The organism is Paenibacillus sp. RUD330 (assembly GCF_002243345.2).
Lineage (GTDB): Bacteria > Bacillota > Bacilli > Paenibacillales > Paenibacillaceae > Paenibacillus_O.
On record NZ_CP022655.2, the window covers coordinates 4,856,768 to 4,878,184 of the forward strand.

Sequence of the window (21,417 nt, forward strand, 5' to 3'; positions counted from 1 at the left end):
CTGCCGATCTGCAGCCGTCGGGCCCGGACAGGCTCCGGAGCCTCCGGCTTTTGTCCCCCGCAAGACCTCCGTCTCCTTGCCGGAAGCTTGGGCGGCCTGTCCTCGAAGCGATTCCCTCTTTATCGCATCGGATAGAGCGGAATAGCTGCCGACTTTTGAAACTAAAATGTTGATTTATTAGGCCGATTGAGGGATAATGAACTGGAATCGCTACATATTATCTGAGGAGGTAATTGATTATGGCACATGAACTTCCAGCACTTCCGTATGCCAACGACGCTCTGGAGCCGCACATCGATGCGAAGACGATGGAGATCCACCACGACCGTCACCACAACACGTATGTGACCAACCTGAACGCCGCTCTGGAATCCGCTCCCGAACTGGCAAGTAAGTCCCTTGAGGATCTTATCTCCGACCTGAACAGCATTCCTGAGTCCATCCGCACCGCTGTACGCAACAACGGCGGCGGCCATGCGAACCACAGCCTGTTCTGGACGACGATCGGCCCTAACGCCGGCGGCGCGCCTGCGGGCAAGCTGGCAGAAGCGATCGACAGCGAGCTGGGCGGCTTCGAGAAATTCAAGGAAGACTTCGCCAAAGCAGCAACGACGCGCTTCGGCAGCGGCTGGGCTTTCCTCGCAGCCGACAAAGAAGGCAAGCTGAAAGTATACAGCCTTCCAAACCAGGACAGCCCGATCTTCGAAGGCGAAACGCCTCTGCTCGGCCTGGACGTATGGGAGCATGCCTACTACCTGAACTACCAAAACAAACGCCCTGACTACATCAAAGCGTTCTGGAACGTCGTGAACTGGGATGAAGTCGGCAAGCGTTATGAAGCAGCCGTAAAATAATGTTTCCAATGGAAGACCGGGCCCTCGGGCCCGGTCTTTTTTTGTTTTCCGAAATGGGCTTTTTCCTCGCCCATCGCTTACGCTCGGAGACGGAAGGATGTTTGGATCCGGGTCCATAGAGCGTTCGGGACTTTTTTCCACGATTCGCGGAAAGAGGATAGGCATATGCCGCATAGGATAGTGTATTCAAGGCAATGTCCGAAAGGAGCTGCATGTCCGGAATGAATACTTATTATCCTTACCATGCCCCAGCCTATCCGGCCGCTTATCAGCCCGCCTATCAGCCTGTCCAAGCCGGAGGCGACTGCGGCTGCGGCGGAAGCCAGCGCAGCTTCCATTTCGTGCCGGCCGCTCAGCCTGCGCCCGGCATCTTCCCGCCTCTCTCCGGCTACGACCCGGGGATTTTCCCACCGATCCAACGGCCGGATCGCGGAATCTTCCCGCCGATGGGCGGCGGCTTCCCCGGCGGGCCGGGCTTCCCCGGCGGCGGCTTCCCCGGCGGGCCGGGCTTCCCCGGCGGACCCGGCTTCCCCGGCGGGCCGGGCTTCCCCGTACCTTTTGCAGGAGCCGGCGCCCCTGGCGCCAGTCCTGCTGGAACGGCCAACACGCCTGCGCCGGTGACCGTCCGCATTGAAGGCGGCGAATCCTTTCCCTACGTGACGGAGGATTACCAAATTCCATATTATGACGGCATGAGCATTGCCCAGGCTCTAGAATACACCGGTGTCGTCCGAATTTCTCCCGGAGGCGGCGTGCAGTCCGTCGGCGGCGTGCGCAACGACATCTCGGACGATATCCGCATCGGCGACAACGTCCAGTACACCCTTCGTCTGAACGGACGGCAGATACCGCATACCCTGCTTACATTCCCCGTTCACCGGAGAGATGTCATCGGCATCGATTTGATCCACATCGGAACCTGAACGGCCGGCTCCCTCAAGGCTCGCCTTCGATGGATGGAAGCGGCTTTCCGCAGCGGGCGGCAAGCATGCCATGGAGGGATAAACGCGAGTTCGTTCTACTCCTTCTTCTGCTTCCCGTTCCGCCGCCCGCCGAGAGTCGCCAAGCCGCATCCTAAAGAAAAAGGGCAGCCCCCAAGTCATGGACTTTGGGGGCCGCCCTTTATGGATTTAAGCCATGACCTGGCAAATCTGGTTCGTGAACTCCACCGGATCCTCGATCGGCAAGCCCTCGATCAGCAGCGCCTGATTGTAGAGCAGCGAAGTGAACAAGCCCAGCTTGCTCTTGTCGCTCTCATAGGCCTCCTTCAGCGCGCGGAAGACATCGTGGCCGACGTTCAGCTCCAGCACCTTCTGGGCTTTGACGTCGCCGCTGTTCGGCATCGCCTTCAGGATCTTCTCCATCTCGATCGTCACTTCGCCATCCGTGGCGAAGCAGACCGGATGCTTGCGCAGGCGCCTGGAAGCCCGAACGCCGCTGACCTTGTCGCCGAGCAGCGCCTTCATCTCCTCGAAGAGAGCCTTGTTCTCCTCATCGGCCTTCTCTTCCTCGGCGGTCTTCTCGTCCTCTTCGATGCCGAGATCGCCGCTGGAGACGGAGCGGAATTCCTTCTCCTTGTAGCCGGCAAGCATCTTCACGGCGAACTCGTCGATGTCGTCGGTGAAATACAGAATCTCGAAGCCCTTGTCGAGCACGAGCTCGGTCTGCGGGAGCTTCTCGATGCGCTCGGCCGATTCGCCGGAAGCGTAGTAGATATACTTCTGGTCCTCAGGCATGCGGGATACGTATTCAGCCAGTGTGACGAGCGCCTTGTCCTTGGAGGAGGTGAACAGCAGCAGGTCCTGCAGCGCGTCCTTATGCATGCCGTAGTCGCTGTAGACGCCGAATTTCAGCTGGCGGCCGAACGACTTGAAGAACTGCTCGTACTTCCCGCGCTCGTCCTTCAGCATGGTTTGCAGAGCGCCCTTGATCTTCGATTCGATGTTTTTGGCGATCAGCTTCAGCTGGCGGTCATGCTGCAGCATCTCGCGGGAGATGTTGAGCGAGAGGCTCTCGGAGTCCACCATGCCCTTGACGAAGCTGAAGTAGTCGGGAAGCAGGTCGGCGCATTTGTTCATGATCAGCACGCCGCTGGAATACAGCTCCAGCCCCTTCTCGAACTCCTTGGTGTAATAATCGAAAGGAATCGTCTCCGGAATGTACAGGATCGCCTGATAGACGACCGCGCCGTCGGCGCTCACATGCACATGCTTGAGCGGCTTGTCGAAGCCGTAATGCTTCTCGTGGTAGAACGCCTCGTAGTCCTCGGCCGTCAGCTCGCTCTTGTTCTTGCGCCAGATCGGAACCATGCTGTTGACCTGCTGCTCTTCCGTGTACGTCTCGAACTCATCCTCGCTGCCTTCCTTGAGACGGCTGGAGGAAACCTCCATCCGGATCGGATAGCGGATGAAATCGGAGTATTTCTTGATCAGCGCCTTGAGGCGGTAATCGTTCAAATACTCGTCGTAGTTGTCATCCTCGGTATTCGGCTTGATCTCCAAAATGATCTCGGTGCCGACCGAATCCTTGTGCGCGCTCTCGATCGTGTAGCCGTCCGCACCTTCGGAAACCCATTTCCACGCCTCTTGGCCATCCAGCGGCTTGGTGATGACCGTCACGCGGTCGGCGACCATGAAGGCGGAGTAGAAGCCGACGCCGAACTGCCCGATGATGTCGCGGCCGTCCTTTGCTTCGTTTTCCTGCTTGAAGGCGAGGGAGCCGCTCTTCGCGATAATGCCGAGGTGGCTCTCGAGCTCCTCGCGGTTCATGCCGATGCCGGTGTCCCGAATCGTCAGGGTACGCGCAGCCTGGTCGGGAATGATCTGGATGAAGTAGCTGTCCGGATTGAACGTCAGCTTCTCGTCCGTCAGCGCTTTATAGTAGATTTTATCGATGGCGTCACTGCTGTTGGAGATCAGCTCGCGAAGAAAAATTTCCTTTTGGGTGTAGATGGAATTGATCATCATTTCCAAAAGACGTTTGGATTCAGCTTGGAACTGCTTTTTTTCCACTTTGAAATCTCTCCTCTTGGATCGGGTAGATTAGCACTCCGTAATGAAGAGTGCTAAAACTTTATATACCACTCCGGAAATTGGCTTGTCAAGGATTCCCTCTGCTTCTAAGGGAATCCGATGAGACTAGGCGCTCCCCCGTGAACGGCAAGCCGTGAAAAAAGGCCGCAGCAGCGCAGGACGCCGCGTCCCGCTCCTGCAACAGCCCCAGGCTTGTCCTGCCTTGTCCGTACGACCGCTCGGCGCCATGCACCCTGCTCCTGCAGCGGTCTTACAGCCTTGACCGCTCGACCGCTCTGCAGCCATGCGCCCCGCTCCTGCAGCGGTCCCGCACAGCAAGGCTCCCGGCAAGGTCAAATCAGAAGCCAAATCCTTTTCTGCAGCCGGCTCGGACGTCCTGCCGCTCGTTCCGCCGGCGAAGCGGAGAGCCCGATATGGGGCTGCCCGGTTCGAGCTCCAGCCGCTTGCGCCATAGGCAAGGGGCTCCGCAAGCCTACTCCCCGTCTCCGGTCCCCAGCTCCTTGCCCTTGCCGCTGATCAGCTTGAGCTGATCGTTCTCGTATCCGACCTCGTAGGAAACCTCGAAGCTGCGGACGGACGTCTTGCCGTCCTGGCCATGCTCCTCCGCCGTAATGACGGCCTTGACCACGGCGGAGCGCTCCCCGTCCTTGTCGACCTTGAGGCTTTTGATGACGACATTTTTGGTCGGCAGGTAGCCTCGCCGGAAGTCCTCGTAGGGATCCTGCTTCTTCCAGTTGATTCCCAGCAGCGAGTACGCATAGACGTAATCGCCGTTGCTGAGGCTCTCATAGAAACGCGACACAAGGTACCCGGCGTAGTCCGTAATGGATTTCTTGCCGGTCAGGGCATTGGTCGCGCTCCCCGGAACGCCGGGCAGCTCCTTCATCGGCGTCTGCGACCAGCCCTCGGCCGCGGACAGGACATCGGAGATCGGGATGCTGAAGCCGATTTCCCCATCCTGCATTTCCGCCGAGTTGATGCCGAGCACCATTCCCGTCCGCTGGTCGATGAGCGGCCCGCCGCTGTTGCCGGGAGCGATCGAAGCCGAGATCTGAACCATGTTCCGGTAGGTGTACGGCTTCATCGAGAACGTGCGCCCCAGCCCGCTGATGATGCCCGGAGTGACGGTATTCTGCAATCCGAGCGGACTGCCGACGGCCATGATGGCATCCCCGACCTCCACCCGCCCGCTGCGCTCCAGGCGCAGCGGCTCCGTTCCCTCCAGATCCGGCACGCGCACGACGGCAATATCGGTATCCGTGCCGATGCCGATCACCTCTCCCGTCAGCTCGCGGGCATCGGAAGTCGTGACCCTCACCGTTCTCGATCCGGCCACGACGTGGGCGTTGGTGATGATGTCTCCCTTGGCGTTGTACAGAAAGCCGGATCCAAGGCCGCTTTCGCTCTGGATGGTCACGACTTTTTTCTGGATGCGGAAAATAATGTCCTTCAGCGCGGCTGCGTTGCCTGCAGCCGTTCCCTCCGGCGGCGAAACCGCGAGCAGCGGCTCCATCCCCATCTGACGGGGAATGTATCCGTGCAGCGCCAAGGCCGTCCCCGCTCCCGCAAGCAGGACGGCTGCTGCCGCAGCGGCCGCAAGGGGCTTCGTCAGCCTCATGGCGGTCCCTCCTTTCTTATCCACGCGACGGTCAATCGATATACCAGGTCGCGCTAGTGATCGCTACGGACGCCTCGCTCTTGACCGAAGCGTTCTTCTCCGTGAAGGCGGCGCTTCCTCCCGGCTCGATGACCCCTCCGCTCGAAACGGATATCGTGCCGGAGCCGATCTGCACCCCTTCCGAATCCTTCAGCACATAGAAGAGCCGGATGGCGCGGATGCCCCGGGTCGCCTTGCTCTTCAGCCGGCCGGTAATGACCGCGCTGCCTTCCTCGCCGATGGAAGCATGCAGCTCGACGATGTCGAATGCATCCGTCTGATTTTGCCGCTGCTCCAGATTGGCCATCTGCATGGCCGCATTCAGCCGCTTGCGCTCCTGCTCCTCGTATTCTTCCTTCTCCTTGTCGATCCGGGCGGACATATCTTGAAGCTTCGACATGTTCCCCGCATGGCTGATCGTCTCGTCCACAGCGGCGCGGGCGGCAGAGAAGTCCTTCTTCCTCAGCAGCTGCAGCGCCTGGTCGATGCCCATCTCTACCATGCTGTCCAAAATGCGCTGGCGCAGCTCAGGCGCCCCGGGAGCCTGGAGCCCGCGCAGCCTCTGGAGCCTCTCCGCCATTTCCCGGATCGTTCCCAGACCGTCCAGCTCGCTCGATACCTGCTGCACGGCCAGCCTTGCCCCCGCTCCTGCCAGCTTGTCGCGGATGGGATCGAACAGCTCCTCGTGGCGGCTGCTCAGCGTCGCCTGCGCTTGGCGCAGCCCGCTTTCGGCCTTCTCCAGGCTGCCCTGGTCGAGCAGCAGCCCCGCCGCCTTGATATCCTCGTCGAGCTTGGCGGCCTGACGGACGATGTCGATATCCTTGGCAATGCCGGGATTGCCGGGCCGGGAAGCCGCAGCGAGCTCGAGCAGCTCCTCGGCGTTCCGGTACTGCCCGGCCTTCGCTTCTTTTTCCGCCTGCACATGCCAGGAACGCACCTTGGCGTTGACCTTCCCGTCATGGACGAAAACGGCAAGCACAGCCAGAGAGCTGATCAGCAAAGCAGCAGCCGGCAGCATCCATAACCGGAAGTAGCCTGTCGCCGGCGCCCCCTCCGCAGAGACGGCAAGACGCCCGGTCCGAGGCCGCTCCGCCTGCCCGCCTCCTCCATCCGCCTTGCGGCCGGATTCGCCGTCTCGCGACATGCGGTTCCATATCTCCTGGGCATCGCGGTCCTGAAGCGGCTGCGCGCTTGTCCCGGCGCCGGCATCCTTGATTTTTTCCAGCCATTCCGCCCGTTCGAGACGGCGCGCCAAAATGGCCGCCGTATGGAGCGGCTTGCCGCACCGGCTGCAGAACGAGGCTTCGTCGTCCATCGTCGCAAAACCGCAATAAGGACATGCCGTCCGCACGACCCGGCCGCGCTCCCCTTCACTGGTTTCCCTGCTCATCTTCCCAAGCCTCCACCATGTTAACCTGTTCCTATCGGTTTCTCTATCTATTACTAACGGATGAAGTCATGTAAAAGCAATCCAAAACCAAAAAAACCGCCCAGACAACTTCCTGTGCCCCGGACGGTTCATGATTCGGATGACTGCCCCTGCCAGCGCAAGCCTAAAACAACTCCGTCTCCAGCTTGCTTCTCATATAATCCCGTACCGCCTGAGACAGATCCTCGCGCTCCAGCGCCATGTCGATCGTTGCCTGCACAAATCCCAGCTTATCACCGACGTCATGCCGGCGTCCCTGGAATTTAAAGGCATGCATCGGCAGCACGGAATTCAGCTTCTGCAAGCTGTCCGTCAGCTGGATCTCGCCGTTCTTGCCCGGCTCCGCCCTTTCGAGCAGGCGGAATACAGCAGGATCGAGCACGTAGCGCCCGACGACAGCCCAATTGGAAGGCGCTTCGCCGGGAGCCGGCTTCTCCACCAGGTTGCGGATGCGGGGGAACATGCCCTCCCCTTCCAGATCCGCGATGCCGTATTTGTGGGTCTGATCCCACGGAACTTCCATGACCGAGACGACCGAAGACCCGGTTTCCCGGTAGAAGTTCATCATCTCGCCCAGGCATGGCTGCGGCGAGCGCAGGATGTCGTCGCCCAGCAGCACCGCAAAAGGCTCGTTGCCGATGAAGCTGCGGGCGCAGAGCACCGCATGGCCGAGGCCGAGCGGCTCCCGCTGGCGGACGTAGACGATGTCGGCCAGCTTGGAAATGCTGCGGACGACCTTCAGCGTCTCCTCGTCGCCTCTTGCTTCGAGCTCGTTCTCCAGCTCGACCGATTTGTCGAAGTGGTCTTCGATCGCACGCTTGCTGCGGCCGCTGACGATCATGATGCTCTCGATGCCGGATGCGGCGGCTTCTTCCACGATATATTGAATGGCCGGCTTGTCGATGAGCGGCATCATTTCCTTCGGCTGGGCTTTCGTTGCGGGCAGGAAGCGGGTTCCAAGACCTCCTGCGGGTATGATCGCTTTGCGGATATGGGTCAAGTCGGGTCCAACTCCTTCGTCATGATGGGAACATGGCCGGATCCGGCCAAGAAATTGCGGTATGTAACCAGTGCCGATTCCGTTGCTTCCAGTTTACCAATTCTTGTCGAAAGGCGCCAGCGGACGTATGGGAGAGCCGCCAAGGGGCACCATTCAGGTATATGCACAGCGGCGTTCCGCATGATCATAACCGAAAATATAAGCATCGGCAGAGCAAGACGCAAGGCACAGACGATCCGGGTGCAAGTGAAGCAAGCCCGAATCCAGTGAGGATAGGCGTTTGTATACTGTATCCAAACGAAGGCGGGAATAACCGATTCAGCCGCAGCCGAGCAACGGCATCAAACCCGATGTCCCCATCCGGCTGCCCTCGGAATGATTCAGCCCTGAAACAAATCCGTTGTCTTATACTCAAATTTGAATATAATAAGAATGGATCTTAATTTGCAGGTGAAAGAAGGAGTGAATTCCATGTCGGAGACAGGCGCGCGCCAGACCCGATTCGTCGTAGCCGGCCTCATGCTGGCTATTCTGATGTCAGCCATGGACAACACGATCGTCGCTACCGCCATGGGGCGGATCGTCGATGATCTCGGCGGATACGACCAGCTCGTATGGGTGACATCCGCTTATATGATCGCCCTCATGGCAGGCACGCCGATTTTCGGCAAGCTGTCGGACATGTACGGCCGCAAGCGGTTCTTTATTTTCGGCATCATCGTGTTCCTGCTCGGCTCCGCGCTGTGCGGCACGGCGGGCAGCATCACCCAGCTGAGCGTGTACCGGGCCATCCAGGGCATCGGCGGCGGAGCTCTCATGCCGATCGCGTTCACGATCGTATTCGATATTTTCCCTCCGGAGAAGCGCGGCAAGATGTCCGGCCTGTTCGGAGCCGTATTCGGCATCTCGAGCATTTTCGGACCGCTGCTCGGCGCGGTCATCACCGACCACATCGGCTGGGAGTGGGTGTTCTACATTAATATCCCGCTCGGCATTCTCGCTCTGTTCTTCATCGGGTCCTATTACAAGGAATCCCTCTCCCATTCCAAGCAGCGCATCGACTGGGTCGGCGCGTTCACTCTCGTCGGAGCCATCGTCTGTCTCATGTTCGCCCTGGAGCTGGGTGGCCAGAAATACGCTTGGGACTCCGGCATGATTCTCGGCCTGTTCGCCGGATTCGTCGTGTTGCTGGCGGTGTTCCTGTATACGGAAACGAAAGTCGCCGAGCCGATCATCTCGTTCAAAATGTTCCGCAAGCGGCTGTTCGCCAGCAGCGTGCTGACCTCCTTGTTCTACGGCTCGACCTTCATCATCGCCACGATCTACATTCCGATCTTCATCCAAGGCGTGTACGGCGGCTCGGCGACCAACTCCGGCCTGCTGCTCATGCCGATGATGATCGGCTCCGTCGTGGGCAGCCAGGTCGGCGGCTTCCTCACCACCAAGCTGAGCTTCCGCTCCATCATGATGATCTCGGCGGTGTTCTTCCTGGCCGGCGTCGTCTCTCTCGGCTTCATCAGCCCGGATACGGCCCGCTTCGTCGTGACGCTGGAGATGATCCTGCTCGGCTTCGGCGTCGGCTACTCCTTCTCCGTGCTGAACATGGCCGCCATCGACGGCTTCGACATGCGCCAGCGCGGGGCGGCTACCGCCACGACGACGTTCATGCGCTCCCTCGGCATGACGCTCGGCATTACGATCTTCGGCATCATCCAGCGCAACATCTTCACCTCGCGCCTGGAAACCGCATTCGGAGGCAAGGCGCCGATCGGCGGCGGAGGCAAGGCAACCAGCAGTTCCTTACGCCTGAAGGCCGCAAGGAAATTCCCGCCGAAGTGCTGAACAAAATCGAGGCCGCGCTCGCGACTTCCATCTCCCACACCTTCCTGTGGGCTCTTATTCCGGCCGTAGCGGCCGTCGTCATGGTCCTGCTCATGCCGGGCACCCGCATGACGATGACCCGCAAGCCCGAGGCCAAGCAAGAGCTCCGCACGGAGTAGCCCCGGCGTCGACAGCATTCCAAGCCCGCTTGAAAGGTCCCTGAAAAGGGGCCTTTTTTTCATTTCGGCCGCCTTCGGGGAGCAGGCCTTGACAGTCGGCCGGGAGTTCATTATATTTAATACTAGATAATAATTATTATAAATAAGGAGCTGATCCGCATGACCGCCTCATCCGCTGCAGCCGTCCCGTCCGTTGCTCAAGTCCTCAATCTCCAGCTGGCCAATTGGAGCATTCTGTATGTGAAGCTTCACCAGTACCACTGGTATGTCAAAGGCCCCCAATTTTTCACCCTGCACGAGAAATTCCAGGCTCTCTACGAAGAGGCCGCCATTCATGTCGACGAGCTCGCGGAGCGGCTGCTGGCGGTCGGAGGCCGGCCGCTGGCCAGCATGAAAGCTTATCTGGAGACGGCTACCGTCCAGGAAGCGGCCGGCAGCGAATCCGCCATCGCCATGGTCCGGTCGGTCTCGGCCGACTTCAGGAGCATGATCGGCGAGCTCAAGGAAGGAATGGCCGCCGCTCAAAGCCGGCAGGACGAAACGACGGCCGATATGCTGCTGGCCATCCATACGTCGCTGGAGAAGCATGTCTGGATGCTGGATGCCTTCACAGCCGAATAAAGCAAAAAAAGGTTCGCGCAGCCATCTTCAGATGGCTTCCGGACCTTTTCGAGCTTTTCTGCCTGCGCTCTACATGACGATCCTTGCCGGCCGCTTGGTATAGCGGTTCGCATAGCTCGAAGCGCAGTATGCCTCCGGCTTGACGCGGGGCACATAGCTGCCGATCGTCTCCACGCGGGCGATCATCTCCTGGACGTACAGATGGGTCGGATTGAGGCAAGGCTCCGTTCCGGCATCGATGTCGATGAACGTCCGGAGCTCGGCTCCCTGGTAGACGTAAGGCAGAATCAGATCCTCCATCCCGGGCACGATGCGATGCTCCTCCAGATAAGCGGCCATCTCCTGGGAGAGAGAAGTCTCGAAGGCCAGCTTCTCGCGGATCGAAGCCAGCTCTCTGTTCAGCACGAAGGGCCTGTAGCACGCCCAAGCCCCTTTGCCCACCCGTCTTAGAACAAGGCCGGTAATGAATTTGGTATGGCTCGGATGAACCTGGGAGTCCGTTCCGATGGCGAAATGATACGCTGCCCGGGGATCCTCCCTTATGAAAGACATCATCCGCTCGGCGACCTCGCCCAAGGTCAGATGCTGCTCCTTGACGTTGTGAAATCGAAGCCTGTTGCGGCAATCATGGGATTCCGGCTGTCTCTTGGACTTCGTCACGCTAGCTCTCACCCGCCCTCGCTGTCTTACCGTCAGCTTATGCTTGGATAGCCGCGCCTATGAACCGGCCCAAGCAGCAGGCGCTCCTCCGGCCGGGCTGCAGCGCTGCTCAGCAAGCCGTCGCCGGCATTGCTCGTACGTGCTAAAGGGCTGCCCAATTGCGGAAGCCGGCCGGAATAAGCCCCGTGCTCAGCTCTCCGTCGTCCCTGCCGAGGACAAGCTGCTCCCCTTGCCCGCCGCCTTTTCGACAGACCGTGCTTGGGCATAAAAAAAAGCCGCATCCAAGCCTCGCCGAAACGAGGACAGGATGCGGCTGTTCCATGCATGCGGTCAAACGAGGGAGACAATCGAGGAAGCGACCTTCTCCCCGTTCCAGAGAGCGCTCAGCTCCTCGCCGTCCCGAAGGGCGGCGACGCCGGCCGGCGTGCCGGTGAAGACGATGTCTCCCCGGCGCAGGCCGTAACGGCTGCCGATATGCTCCGCGAGCACATCCGGACTGAAGATCATGTCCCGGGCGTTGCCCAGCTGGGCGACCTCGGTGCCGCGCAGCAAGGCGAAGTCGGCGGCCTCCAGGCCGGCCATGCCCGGATAGGGCCGCCACGGGCCGATCGGAGCCGAGTTCCGGAAGCCTTTGGCGGCGAGCCATGGATGGCCTTTGTCCTTGAGCCTGCTCTGCACGTCGCGCAGCGTCAGGTCGAGGCCGAGCGCCATCGCGTCGAACAGCTCGTCGGCTCCGACTCCCGGCTCCCAGTCGCGTCCCGCGCGAAGCACGATCTCCAGCTCGAAATGCACCTCGCCTTCTCCGCCCGGCAGCTCGACGGCTCTTCCGTCCATCGGAATCAGCGAATGGGTCGGCTTGGTGAACACCATCGGGGATTTCGGCACTTCGTTGCCGAGCTCGAGGGCATGCAGCCGGTAGTTGCGGCCGATGCAATAGATGTTGCGTACGGACTCCAGGCTAAAGTCTTCATAGGCACTCATGAAAGGTCAGCTCCTGTTTTTCGCTTTTTGGGCTTCGATTTGTTCCGCAAGCTCGTTCAGATAGGTCCAGCGCTCCATCCATTCCTCCAGCTTCGCCTCCAGGCTCTCCTGGCGGGCCATCAGCTCCTGCAGGCGCACCGAATCGCTTCCCGAGGCGCCCATATCCTCTTGGACCCGCTCCAGCTCGGCTTCCGCCTCCGCGATGCGTCCGTCGATCGCCTCGAAATCCTTCTGCTCCTGGTAAGACATGCGCAGCTTGGCTTCCTTGCGCGGAGCTTCGGCCGTCCCTCCCGCCTGGGCGGCGGACGGAGTTGGAGCAATCGGCCTGGAGGAGGCGTCCGGGGGACTTCCCTTCTTCTGCGCCTGCTCCTCGTAATCCGAATAATTGCCGGTATGCTCCGTGATGGCGCCGTCCTCGAACGCGAAGATCCGGTCCACCGTCCGGTCCAGGAAGTACCGGTCATGGGAGACGACCAGCACGACGCCGGGGAAGTCGTCGAGGTAATCCTCCAGCACGCCGAGCGTCGCGATGTCGAGATCGTTGGTCGGCTCGTCGAGCAGCAGCACGTTCGGAGCGCCGCTCAGGATGCGCAGCAGCTGCAGGCGGCGCTTCTCCCCGCCCGACAGCTTGGAGATCGGGGACCATTGCATCGCCGGAGGGAACAGGAACCGCTCCAGCAGCTGCCCGGCGCTGATCGTCGTGCCGTCGCCGGTGCGGACCTGCTCCGCCTGCTCGCGGATGTATTCGATGACGCGCATCGACTCGTCCATTTCCTCATGCTCCTGCGAGAAATAACCGAGCTTGACGGTCGGGCCGAGCACGACCTGACCGCTGTCCGGCTCCATCCGGCCGGCGATCAGCTTCAGCAGCGTCGACTTGCCGCTGCCGTTGCGTCCGATGATGCCGACCCTGTCTTCCGGCACGGCGATGTAGCTGAAGCCGTTGATCAGCGACCGGTCTCCATAGCCTTTGCCCACATCCTCCAGCTCGATGATCTTGCGCCCCAGCCTGGAGGAGGCGACGGACAGGTCCAGCTTGCCGGATGCCTTGCCCGGCCCCGCCTCCTTGAGCTCCTCGAAGCGCTCGATCCGCGCCTTCTGCTTCGTCGAGCGCGCCTTGGCGCCGCGGCGGATCCAGGCGAGCTCGTTGCGCAGCAGATTCTGGCGCTTGGACTCGCTCGCCGCCTCCCGCTCCTCGCGCTCCAGCTTCAGCTCCAGGAACCGGCTGTAGTTGGCCGTATAGAAGAAAGCCCGGCCCTGGTCCAGCTCGATGACGCGATTGCTGACCCGATCAAGGAAGTAGCGGTCATGCGTCACCATGAGCAGCGCGCCGCGCCGTTTTTGCAGCATGCTTTCCAGCCACGCGACAGACTCGTTGTCGATATGGTTGGTAGGCTCGTCCAGAATGAGCACGTCCGATGGCGACAGCAGCGCGGCGGCCATCGCCACCCGCTTGCGCTGGCCTCCGGACAGCGTGCCGAGCTTCGCCTCGTAGCTCGTTATGCCGAGCTTGGAGAGAGCCGTGCGGGCTTCGCTTTCCAGCTGCCAGGCATCCTGCTCGTCCATGGCCGCATTGGCCCGGAGCAGGCGTTCCTGCAGCGCCGCATCCGAGCTGCTGCGCTCGAGCGCCTCCAGCGCCGCCGCATAGTCCCGCACGGCCCGCAGCTGAGGCGAATCCCCGCTGAGCACATGCTCAAGCACGGTTTCCTCCGGATCGAACTCCAGGTTCTGGAGCAGCATCCGCACGCTGACGCGCGGCGGAATGACGACGCTGCCGCTGTCGGCGGGCTCGATACCCGCAATCGCCTTCAGAAACGTCGACTTCCCTGTTCCGTTCACTCCGATGATGCCGATTTTATCGCCGTCGGAGATTCCGAAGCTTACGTCTTCAAACAGTTTTTTCTCCCCGTAGGTTTTGGAAAGATGCTCTACCGATAACAGATGCATATCAGGCCCCGACTTTCTTGTTTTCTCGTCCTTCCATCATACCACAACTTGGCGGCTGCGCAGCCGGCCGTCCGGTTCCGGACGTGAAGCACATAAGCGAAAATCATTTCCATGTCAGCTCTGTCTTCATTTTCTGTTCATTTTGACAAAGTAGGATAGGACGTAATCCTTGAAGCGAGGTGGATTCGATGAAACGGCGAATCGGCAAATGGAGAAAGTGGCAAATCGGCGCCGGCGGAGCGGCAGCCCTTTTCGTTTTGTTCAGCACCGTGCAGAACAGCACGGCTTTCCAGGAAAAGATCCTGTCCGGGGGGACGGCATCCGGCGGTTCGGATTCCACCTTCGCCAATCCGGACAAGCTCATGGAGGATTGGCAATCGGGAAGCACGGACGGCAGCGGCTCGGCCGACGGATCAGCCGGCAAGCCCGCGGGCAGGCACGGCAGGAGAGGCGGCTCCTTCCCGTCCGAAGGAGCGGCAGGCGGCGGCAATGCTGGCGGAAGCTGGAGCCAATCCGACAGCGGCGGGGGCATGGGCTCCCGCTCCGGAGGGTCCTGACCATGCCGGCCGAATCCCGAATCACGTTGAGGGCGATGAATACGGACATAACGGCCATTCTCCGCTGGCCTGACGATCGGACTCCCGATACGCCGGCTTATCATTCGCTGGTCAGCCGCTGGTTCCGCGATGTCGAGGCGAGGTTCAGCCGTTTTTTGCCCGGCAGCGAGCTCTGCGCCCTCAACCGGACGGCCGGCTCCTGGCAGTTCGTATCGCCGATGATGGAGGAGGTGCTGTCGCTGGCGCTGGAATGCAGCCGGCAGACGGGCGGCGCCTTCCACCCCGGCCTGCTCCGCCAGCTGCAGCGGGAGGGCTATCGCCGCTCCTTCGAGCATGCGTACACCTTCCGGCCTGCCGAAGCCTCCGGGCAAGCGGGAATCAAACCGGATATGGGAAGTCACGCCGCAGCTGTTGCCCAAGCCGTGCCGTTCGAGCTTGACGGACGCATGGGCGCGGTTCGGCTCGCTCCCAGCAGCGAGCTCGATCTCGGCGGCATCGTCAAGGGCTGGGCCGCCGACCGGCTCGCCGGCTGGCTGCGCCGGCGGCACGGCTTTCCCTCCGGCATCGTCAACGCCGGAGGAGACCTCAGCGTATGGCAGGAAGACAAGGACGCCCCTTCTTCCACGATTGCCATCGAGGATCCCTGGGACACCGTCAGGGATGCGGCGCGCCTGTCGCTGAAGCACGGAGCCGCAGCAACCTCCTCCACCTTGAAGCGGCGCTGGGGAGAGGACGGATCCGGCCTTCATCATCTCATCGACCCCCTTACCGGGCGCAGCGCGGCCAGCGGCGTCGTTCAGGCGACTGTCGCCGGAGCGGAGGCTGCCGAATGCGAGGCCTGGTCCAAAACCTTCTGCATCTGCGGGCTGGAGGAGGGCGCGTCCCGAATGAAGCTCGGCGCTCCCGGCTGCGAGGCCGCCGTCATCACGGACAAGCGCCGGCTGATCCTGATTCCTTCACGGAATCCCGGACGCTTCGTCTGGGAGCCCGGCACGCTGACAATCCAGGAGGCGACGATATGATTCAATGGATGGTGGAATGGCCGACATGGCTGCTGACGAGAATCGCCGGCATCGCGGCTTACCTGGCCCTGTTCGGAGGCATGTCGCTGGGCATCTTGTACGGCTATCCCTTTTTGAAGGGAGCGTCGAAAATCTCGGTCTACCGCTGGCACAGCCGGCTGACGGTCGCCGGCACGGCGATCGCCCTGCTCCATGCCGCCGTGCTCGTCATTGACACGTATGCGCCGTTCACCTGGGGAGAGCTGCTCATTCCGTTCTCGGCGCATGGCCATCCTGTTCTGTACGGCATCGGAAGCCTCGCCCTGTACGGCATGCTGCTCCTCATCCTCACGACGGACCTGCGCCCTCGCCTCAAGCGGCCTCTATGGCTCGCGATCCATATGCTCGCGTATCCGATGTTCGCCGCCGCCCTGCTGCATGGACTGCTGGCCGGAACGGACAGCTCGCTTGGAGTCGTCCAAGGGATGTACGCCGTGACCGGGGGAGCGACGCTTCTCCTGTTCTGCGGACGCCTCATCCCCCGCAAGCCCGGAGCCCGCGCGGAAGTCCTTCCCGGCCCGCGCAGGCCGGATGGAAGCCTCCGGCATCAGGCATCCCGCGGCTCCGATGCAAGCTGAGGAAGTTTTCAACAGCCGGACTGCGGCCGCAGTCCGGCTGGGCCTTTTTCCGTTGCCGTCCTTCATGCCCGGCCTTCCTGCGCTTGCCTATTGTCCGAACCTCTCGCCCGTACCTCGCCGGCTTGCTCCAATCCCGGCCATGAGCCAGACCGGCCATCTCCCGCAATTTCTTCCATTCCATCGAATTTTCATCTCCCCGGCTGTCCATGCTAAGATAAGTGCATAAGTCATGGACTTGAACGACATCAATTGACAGACAGCGGGGTTTGACATCATGCTTTCCTTCATCCTGACCAGCAAGCGGCTGCTTTCCGCCTTCTTCCACGCCTTCAAGGACAAGGAGTTCCAGGCGCTCTTCTTCATTACCGCCATCACCTTGGTCTCCGGGACGATGTTCTACCGCTCCGCCGAGGGCTGGAGCACCGTCGACGCCCTGTATTTCTGCGTCACGACGCTGACGACCGTGGGCAGCAGCCTGGAGCCGCAGAGCGACTACGGCAAAATCTTCACCATGATTTATGTGTTCGTCGGCATCGGCATCATCTTCGGCTTCATCCGCACGCTCGCCTCCCATATCCGCATCGGCAGGCGCTGAGCGCCGCGCAAGAGGCGCGCTTCGTCTGACGCTACGAAAAAAGGGACTGTCCCCGGTCATTTTCATGACTTAGGGGACAGTCCCTTTTGAATGCCTGTTTCATCGCCCGGGCGTTCAGGGAATGCCGCGGATCCTCCTTGCTCCCCGGTCAGAAGAGCACGGGTTCCGGCTCCGCGGCGGAGAGCCTCCTGGCGCTGCGGCTGTGCGGGATGCACATCGGCGTTCCGTGCAGCGGATCCGCCATGATGTCGCATCGTAGCCGGAACACTTCTTCGATCATGGCGGAGCTGACGACCTGCTCCGGTGCTCCTTGCGCATGGATCGAGCCTTCCTTGATGGCGACGATATGGTCGGCATAGCGGCATGCCAGGTTGATATCATGCAGCACCATGACGACCGTCCGCTTCTCCGAGGCATTGAGCTCGTCCAGCAGGTCCAGCACCTCGATCTGATGAGTCAGGTCGAGATACGTCGTCGGCTCGTCGAGCAGAATGATTCCGGTCTGCTGCGCCAGCGTCATGGCGATCCACGCCCGCTGGCGCTGTCCGCCCGACAGCGAATCGACGCTGCGCTCGCTGAGCTCCGACATTCCGGTCGCCTCGAGCGCCTTGGTCACCGCCGCCTCATCCTCCCGCGACCACTGCTGCAGCCAGCTCTGGTAGGGGTAGCGGCCCTGCTTGACAAGCTGGAGCACGCTCAGCCCCTCCGGCGCCTGCGGCCCTTGCGGCAGGATAGCCAGCTTGCGAGCGACCTCCTTGGTCGTCATCCGGGAGATGTCGCTGCCGTCGATGACGACCGAGCCTTGCTGCGGCTTCAGCAGACGGGCCATCGAGCGCAGCAGCGTCGATTTCCCGCAGCCGTTGCTGCCGATGAACACCGTCACCTTGCCCTCCGGTACGGTCAGATCCAGGTTTTCAAAGACATGCGCCCCTCCATAAGAGAGCGCCAGCCCCTTCGCTTCCAGCATCCCCATCTTCGATTGCCTCCTGCCTGTCATGAATTGCGATGCCGATAGAGCATGTAAAGGAAAAACGGAGCGCCGATCGCCGCCGTGAATACGCCGGCCGGAATATCGAGAGGCGAAAAAGCCGTCCGCGCGGCAAGATCCGCCGCGAGCAGGATGATGGCGCCGATCAAGGCGCTCGCCGGCAGCAGTCCGCCGAAGGACGAGCCGACAAGCTTGCGCGCCATATGGGGGGCCATCAAGCCGATGAAGCTGATCGCCCCTCCAATTGCGATGGCCGCTCCCGCCAGCGCCACGCTCAGCAGCAGCAGGATCAAGCGGCTGCGCTGCACATGCGCCCCTGCGCTTCCGGCCACTTCGTCGCCGAGCGCCTGGATGTTCACATGCCGGGCCTGGAACCAGGCCAGCGGCAGCAGCACCGCCACCCACGGGAGCAGCGTGTAGACATCCTTTTCCCATGAGACTCCGTATATGCTGCCCGTCATGAACGTCAGGGATTTGACTGTCAGAATGAGCGGTCCGGAAATGATCAGCATGTAGGAAAGCGATTTGAACGCCGCCGACAGTCCCGTGCCGATCAGCACAAGGCGCAGCGGCGAGACGCCGCCCCTCCAGGACAACAGATACAGCAGCGCCGTAACCGCGAAAGCGCCCCCGATGGCCGATACCGGCATCCAGGAGATAGGGACGGAGCCGCCCAGCAGGAACAGGAACAGCACCGCGCCCAGCGACGCCCCCTCGGTGATGCCGGTCACATCCGGGGATGCGAGCGGATTGCGGACAAGACCTTGCAGGATGGCTCCCGCAACAGCCAGCGACGCCCCGACAAGCACGGCGATGACGATCCGCGGCAGCCGCAGCTTGTTCACGATGACCTCATGAGCCGCAGCCCCCTTGCCCGCCATGGAACGGATCACTTCCAGAGGGGACACAGGGAGGCTGCCGATGCCGGTGCTGACGATCATCAGGGCCGCGCACAGCAAGGCGAGAATGGCGAGCACCCAGGTCGTTCGGCGCTCGATCAGGAACGACAGCCGCGGCCTGTCCATGCGCAGAGAGCGGTATCTGCTCATCGTGCCACCCTCCCCGACCGTGCGATGTACACGAAGAAAGGCACGCCGATGACCGCCGTCATGACGCCCACGGGCACTTCCTTCGGCATCGCGATGTACCGGGAGCCCAGGTCGGCCGCCACAAGCAGCAGCGCGCCCACCACGGCGCAATAGGGAATGATCCATCGGTAGTCGCTGCCTGCGATGCGGCGCACGATATGCGGCACGATGATGCCGACGAAGGCGACCGGACCGGCCGCCGCCACGGAAGCTCCGGCCAGCAGGATGATGGAAAGGGCCGCCGCCCCTTTCATCCGTGCCGTGCTCTGCCCGAGTCCTTGGGCGATGTCGTCGCCCATGGCGAGCACGTTGAGATGTCGGGACAGAACGATCGCCAGAAGCATTCCGATGCCCATATAGGGAAGCACGGCGGTCAAGGCGTTCATCTCTCGGCCCGCGACGGAGCCGACAAGCCAGACGAGCACCTGATCGAACATTTTTCCGCTGGTCAGCATATACCCTTGCGTTACGGATGCGAAAAAGGCGGCGATGGACGCTCCGGCCAGAGTGATTTTCACCGGGGTCATGCCGTCCTTGCCCATGCTGCCCATCACAAATACAATCAGCCCGCTGATTCCCGCTCCAGCCAGAGCCATCCAGGTCTGGGCCTGCATGCTCTCGAAGCCGAGCAGCCCCGCGCCGATGACAGCAAAAAAAGCCGCCCCCGCATTCACGCCGAAGGTGCTTGGAGATGCGATGGGATTGCGCGTGATGACCTGCATGAGCGCTCCGGCCACGGCGAGGCAGGCGCCTACGGAGGCCGCGATCAGCGCCCGGGGAACCCGCGCCGTCCGGATGATAAGCTGCTCCTGCGTTCCGCTGTACCCGGTGAAGGAGCCGATGACATGGCCGAGCGGAATATCGGCCGTCCCGAATGCGATGCTGCATAGAACCGCGAAGGCCAGAAGCGCCATAACTAGGAATAAGCCCGTAAGTCTCATGTCGGCCTGCTTTCTTGTTCAGATAAAGAACGTATCTCTCTGCATCTGCTTCATCTGCTGCTTTGCCCGACAACAGCATTTCTCTCCGCTTCCGCTTGTGCTTTCATCAAAACCGTCCAGCAGGATGGAGTCGAGTTGTCTCTGGTTCGAAAAAGCAGCAGTTGCTATGGAAAAAGTGTAGAAGAAGAACACGGCCCTGTCAACGATTCTGATAATCATTCTCAAATATTCATTGACAGGCTTCCCCTTCTTCTCTAGAATTTCTACCTGTACTGATAATGGTTATCACATTATACATAAAGGGGATACAGAGAGATGAACAAACGCATTGCGGCCTTCATGGTCTCCATCCTGCTGATCGGCCTGCTGGCCGCTTGCGGCAGCAACAATAACAACACGGCGAGCGGGCCTGCGGCCAATCAGCCTGCCGCGAACATCGGAGAGAGCTCCTCCAGCGGCGACGCGGAGCGCATCGTCAAGCATGCGCTCGGAGAAACGAAAATCAAGGGCACGCCGCAGAAGGTCGTCGTGCTGACCAACGAAGGCACCGAAGCGGTGCTCGCTCTCGGCGTGAAGCCGGTCGGCGCGGTCAAGTCCTGGACAGGCGATCCTTGGTACGCCCACATCAAGGACAAGATGGAAGGCGTCACCGTGCTCGGCGAGGAAAGCCAGCCGAACATCGAGCTGATCGCCGGCCTGCAGCCCGATCTCATCATCGCCAACAAGATGCGCCACGAGAAGATCTTCGAGCAGCTGAGCGCGATCGCGCCGACCGTCGAAGCACAGGACCTTCGCGGCTATTGGAAGGAAAACTTCACTCTCTATGCCGATGCGCTGAACAAAAAAGCCGAAGGCGAAAAGCTGATCGCCGACTTCGACGCCCGCATCGAGGACTTTAAGGCCAAAGCGGGCAGCAAGCTGAACGAAACCGTATCGATGGTTCGCTTCATGGGCGGCAAGACACGCGTCTACCACACCGACACGTTCTCCGGCATCATCTTCGATCAGATCGGCATTGCTCGCAACGCGATGACGAAGAACAGCAAGGAAACGTTCGTCGACGAAATCACCAAGGAGCGCCTGCCGGAAGTCGAAGCCGACCGTCTTTTCTACTTCACCTATGACACCGGCGACGGCAAGGGCAATGCCACCGAACAGGAATGGACGGGCGATCCTCTCTGGAAGAGCCTCAAGGTCGTCCAGGAAGGACGCGCCAAGCGCGTAGACGACGCCATCTGGAATACGGCCGGCGGCATCCTGGCCGCCAACCTGATGCTCGACGAGCTGTATCAGATCTACGAAGTATAACAACACTGCCCAGCAAGCAAAAAAACCGTCCCTGGCCGTTTCCGGGGACGGTTTTTCCGCATTCATCCCATGTTTGCTCCATTCCTCCGCCACTGATTCCGGAGTCTGGCCGTTCGCAAA

General features: G+C 61.1%; 18 protein-coding genes and 1 pseudogene. 9 read left to right on the forward strand and 10 right to left on the reverse strand.

All coding sequences use genetic code 11. The annotated features are described in order from the left end of the window. Positions 1-239 precede the first annotated feature (239 nt). Together CIC07_RS22140 and CIC07_RS25240 are read left to right on the forward strand one after the other, a co-directional pair. Positions 240-854 (forward strand): superoxide dismutase, encoded by a 615-nt coding sequence (locus CIC07_RS22140; RefSeq protein WP_076357929.1) that lies wholly within the window; start codon positions 240-242, stop codon positions 852-854. 221 nt (positions 855-1,075) lie between these two features. Then, a complete protein-coding gene (locus tag CIC07_RS25240; protein ID WP_206109140.1) occupies positions 1,076-1,777 on the forward strand; it encodes a hypothetical protein in 702 nt (233 codons plus the stop codon). Positions 1,778-1,984: 207 nt separating this feature from the next. Here the strand turns inward: CIC07_RS25240 and htpG are convergent, their stop codons facing one another. The 4 genes from htpG to galU all read right to left on the reverse strand — a co-directional run bounded on the left by htpG (position 1,985) and on the right by galU (position 7,972). After that, entirely contained in the window at positions 1,985-3,865 is a 1,881-nt protein-coding gene (htpG, locus tag CIC07_RS22150; RefSeq protein WP_076357927.1) for a molecular chaperone HtpG, read from the reverse strand. A 493-nt stretch (positions 3,866-4,358) separates the two neighbouring features. Continuing rightward, positions 4,359-5,504 (reverse strand): S1C family serine protease, encoded by a 1,146-nt coding sequence (locus CIC07_RS22155; RefSeq protein WP_076357926.1) that lies wholly within the window; start codon positions 5,502-5,504, stop codon positions 4,359-4,361. Between the two features lie 31 nt (positions 5,505-5,535). Further along, entirely contained in the window at positions 5,536-6,933 is a 1,398-nt protein-coding gene (locus CIC07_RS22160; protein ID WP_076357925.1) for a zinc ribbon domain-containing protein, read from the reverse strand. Between the two features lie 163 nt (positions 6,934-7,096). Then, positions 7,097-7,972, reverse strand: coding sequence for a UTP--glucose-1-phosphate uridylyltransferase GalU (galU, locus tag CIC07_RS22165; RefSeq protein ID WP_076357924.1), 876 nt, complete (start codon positions 7,970-7,972; stop codon positions 7,097-7,099). Positions 7,973-8,443: 471 nt separating this feature from the next. Between galU and CIC07_RS22170 the strand changes: the two are divergent. After that, positions 8,444-9,972, forward strand: a pseudogene (locus CIC07_RS22170) (MDR family MFS transporter). A 159-nt stretch (positions 9,973-10,131) separates the two neighbouring features. Then, positions 10,132-10,593, forward strand: coding sequence for a Dps family protein (locus CIC07_RS22175; protein ID WP_076357922.1), 462 nt, complete (start codon positions 10,132-10,134; stop codon positions 10,591-10,593). Between the two features lie 69 nt (positions 10,594-10,662). Here CIC07_RS22175 and CIC07_RS22180 read toward each other — a convergent pair whose 3' ends face one another. The 3 genes from CIC07_RS22180 to CIC07_RS22190 form a co-directional block, all read right to left on the reverse strand. After that, positions 10,663-11,253, reverse strand: a complete 591-nt coding sequence (locus CIC07_RS22180; protein WP_076357921.1) for a ribonuclease H-like YkuK family protein — start codon at positions 11,251-11,253, stop codon at positions 10,663-10,665. Between the two features lie 330 nt (positions 11,254-11,583). Further along, the gene (locus CIC07_RS22185; protein WP_076357920.1) at positions 11,584-12,234 is read right to left on the reverse strand and encodes a fumarylacetoacetate hydrolase family protein; all 651 of its coding nucleotides are present in this window, start codon (positions 12,232-12,234) and stop codon (positions 11,584-11,586) included. A gap of 6 nt (positions 12,235-12,240) precedes the next feature. Beyond that, a complete protein-coding gene (locus tag CIC07_RS22190) occupies positions 12,241-14,181 on the reverse strand; it encodes an ABC-F family ATP-binding cassette domain-containing protein (protein WP_076357919.1) in 1,941 nt (646 codons plus the stop codon). Between the two features lie 188 nt (positions 14,182-14,369). Here CIC07_RS22190 and CIC07_RS22195 point away from each other — a divergent pair, with 188 nt between their 5' ends. The 4 genes from CIC07_RS22195 (at position 14,370) to CIC07_RS22210 (ending at position 16,972) form a co-directional block, all read left to right on the forward strand. Next, complete coding sequence (locus CIC07_RS22195; protein ID WP_076357918.1) at positions 14,370-14,738, forward strand: hypothetical protein; 369 nt, start codon at positions 14,370-14,372, stop codon at positions 14,736-14,738. A 2-nt stretch (positions 14,739-14,740) separates the two neighbouring features. Further along, positions 14,741-15,760 (forward strand): FAD:protein FMN transferase, encoded by a 1,020-nt coding sequence (locus CIC07_RS22200; RefSeq protein ID WP_076357917.1) that lies wholly within the window; start codon positions 14,741-14,743, stop codon positions 15,758-15,760. Beyond that, positions 15,757-16,377 (forward strand): ferric reductase-like transmembrane domain-containing protein, encoded by a 621-nt coding sequence (locus tag CIC07_RS22205; RefSeq protein WP_076357916.1) that lies wholly within the window; start codon positions 15,757-15,759, stop codon positions 16,375-16,377. The genes CIC07_RS22200 and CIC07_RS22205 overlap by 4 nt, the downstream gene beginning before the upstream one ends. Before the next feature lie 274 nt (positions 16,378-16,651). Then, a complete protein-coding gene (locus CIC07_RS22210) occupies positions 16,652-16,972 on the forward strand; it encodes a potassium channel family protein (RefSeq protein WP_076357915.1) in 321 nt (106 codons plus the stop codon). A gap of 148 nt (positions 16,973-17,120) precedes the next feature. Here the strand turns inward: CIC07_RS22210 and CIC07_RS22215 are convergent, their stop codons facing one another. The 3 genes from CIC07_RS22215 to CIC07_RS22225 are packed head-to-tail and all read right to left on the reverse strand — an operon-like array spanning position 17,121 to position 19,989. Then, entirely contained in the window at positions 17,121-17,945 is an 825-nt protein-coding gene (locus CIC07_RS22215) for an ABC transporter ATP-binding protein (RefSeq protein ID WP_076357914.1), read from the reverse strand. A 20-nt stretch (positions 17,946-17,965) separates the two neighbouring features. Then, entirely contained in the window at positions 17,966-19,009 is a 1,044-nt protein-coding gene (locus CIC07_RS22220) for a FecCD family ABC transporter permease (protein WP_094248258.1), read from the reverse strand. Further along, complete coding sequence (locus CIC07_RS22225; protein WP_076357912.1) at positions 19,006-19,989, reverse strand: FecCD family ABC transporter permease; 984 nt, start codon at positions 19,987-19,989, stop codon at positions 19,006-19,008. Before CIC07_RS22225 ends, CIC07_RS22220 begins: the two co-directional genes overlap by 4 nt. A gap of 315 nt (positions 19,990-20,304) precedes the next feature. Here CIC07_RS22225 and CIC07_RS22230 point away from each other — a divergent pair, with 315 nt between their 5' ends. Next, the gene (locus CIC07_RS22230) at positions 20,305-21,297 is read left to right on the forward strand and encodes an ABC transporter substrate-binding protein (RefSeq protein WP_076357910.1); all 993 of its coding nucleotides are present in this window, start codon (positions 20,305-20,307) and stop codon (positions 21,295-21,297) included. Positions 21,298-21,417: the final 120 nt, after the last annotated feature.

Coding starts and splice junctions, on each gene's coding strand:
- CIC07_RS22140 (WP_076357929.1), top strand. CDS start 240: ATGGCACATGAACTTCCAGCACTTCCGTATGCCAACGACGCTCTGGAG.
- CIC07_RS25240 (WP_206109140.1), top strand. CDS start 1,076: ATGAATACTTATTATCCTTACCATGCCCCAGCCTATCCGGCCGCTTAT.
- CIC07_RS22155 (WP_076357926.1), bottom strand. CDS start 5,504: ATGAGGCTGACGAAGCCCCTTGCGGCCGCTGCGGCAGCAGCCGTCCTG.
- CIC07_RS22160 (WP_076357925.1), bottom strand. CDS start 6,933: ATGAGCAGGGAAACCAGTGAAGGGGAGCGCGGCCGGGTCGTGCGGACG.
- CIC07_RS22175 (WP_076357922.1), top strand. CDS start 10,132: ATGACCGCCTCATCCGCTGCAGCCGTCCCGTCCGTTGCTCAAGTCCTC.
- CIC07_RS22185 (WP_076357920.1), bottom strand. CDS start 12,234: ATGAGTGCCTATGAAGACTTTAGCCTGGAGTCCGTACGCAACATCTAT.
- CIC07_RS22190 (WP_076357919.1), bottom strand. CDS start 14,181: ATGCATCTGTTATCGGTAGAGCATCTTTCCAAAACCTACGGGGAGAAA.
- CIC07_RS22195 (WP_076357918.1), top strand. CDS start 14,370: ATGAAACGGCGAATCGGCAAATGGAGAAAGTGGCAAATCGGCGCCGGC.
- CIC07_RS22200 (WP_076357917.1), top strand. CDS start 14,741: ATGCCGGCCGAATCCCGAATCACGTTGAGGGCGATGAATACGGACATA.
- CIC07_RS22205 (WP_076357916.1), top strand. CDS start 15,757: ATGATTCAATGGATGGTGGAATGGCCGACATGGCTGCTGACGAGAATC.
- CIC07_RS22210 (WP_076357915.1), top strand. CDS start 16,652: ATGCTTTCCTTCATCCTGACCAGCAAGCGGCTGCTTTCCGCCTTCTTC.
- CIC07_RS22215 (WP_076357914.1), bottom strand. CDS start 17,945: ATGGGGATGCTGGAAGCGAAGGGGCTGGCGCTCTCTTATGGAGGGGCG.
- CIC07_RS22220 (WP_094248258.1), bottom strand. CDS start 19,009: ATGAGCAGATACCGCTCTCTGCGCATGGACAGGCCGCGGCTGTCGTTC.
- CIC07_RS22225 (WP_076357912.1), bottom strand. CDS start 19,989: ATGAGACTTACGGGCTTATTCCTAGTTATGGCGCTTCTGGCCTTCGCG.
- CIC07_RS22230 (WP_076357910.1), top strand. CDS start 20,305: ATGAACAAACGCATTGCGGCCTTCATGGTCTCCATCCTGCTGATCGGC.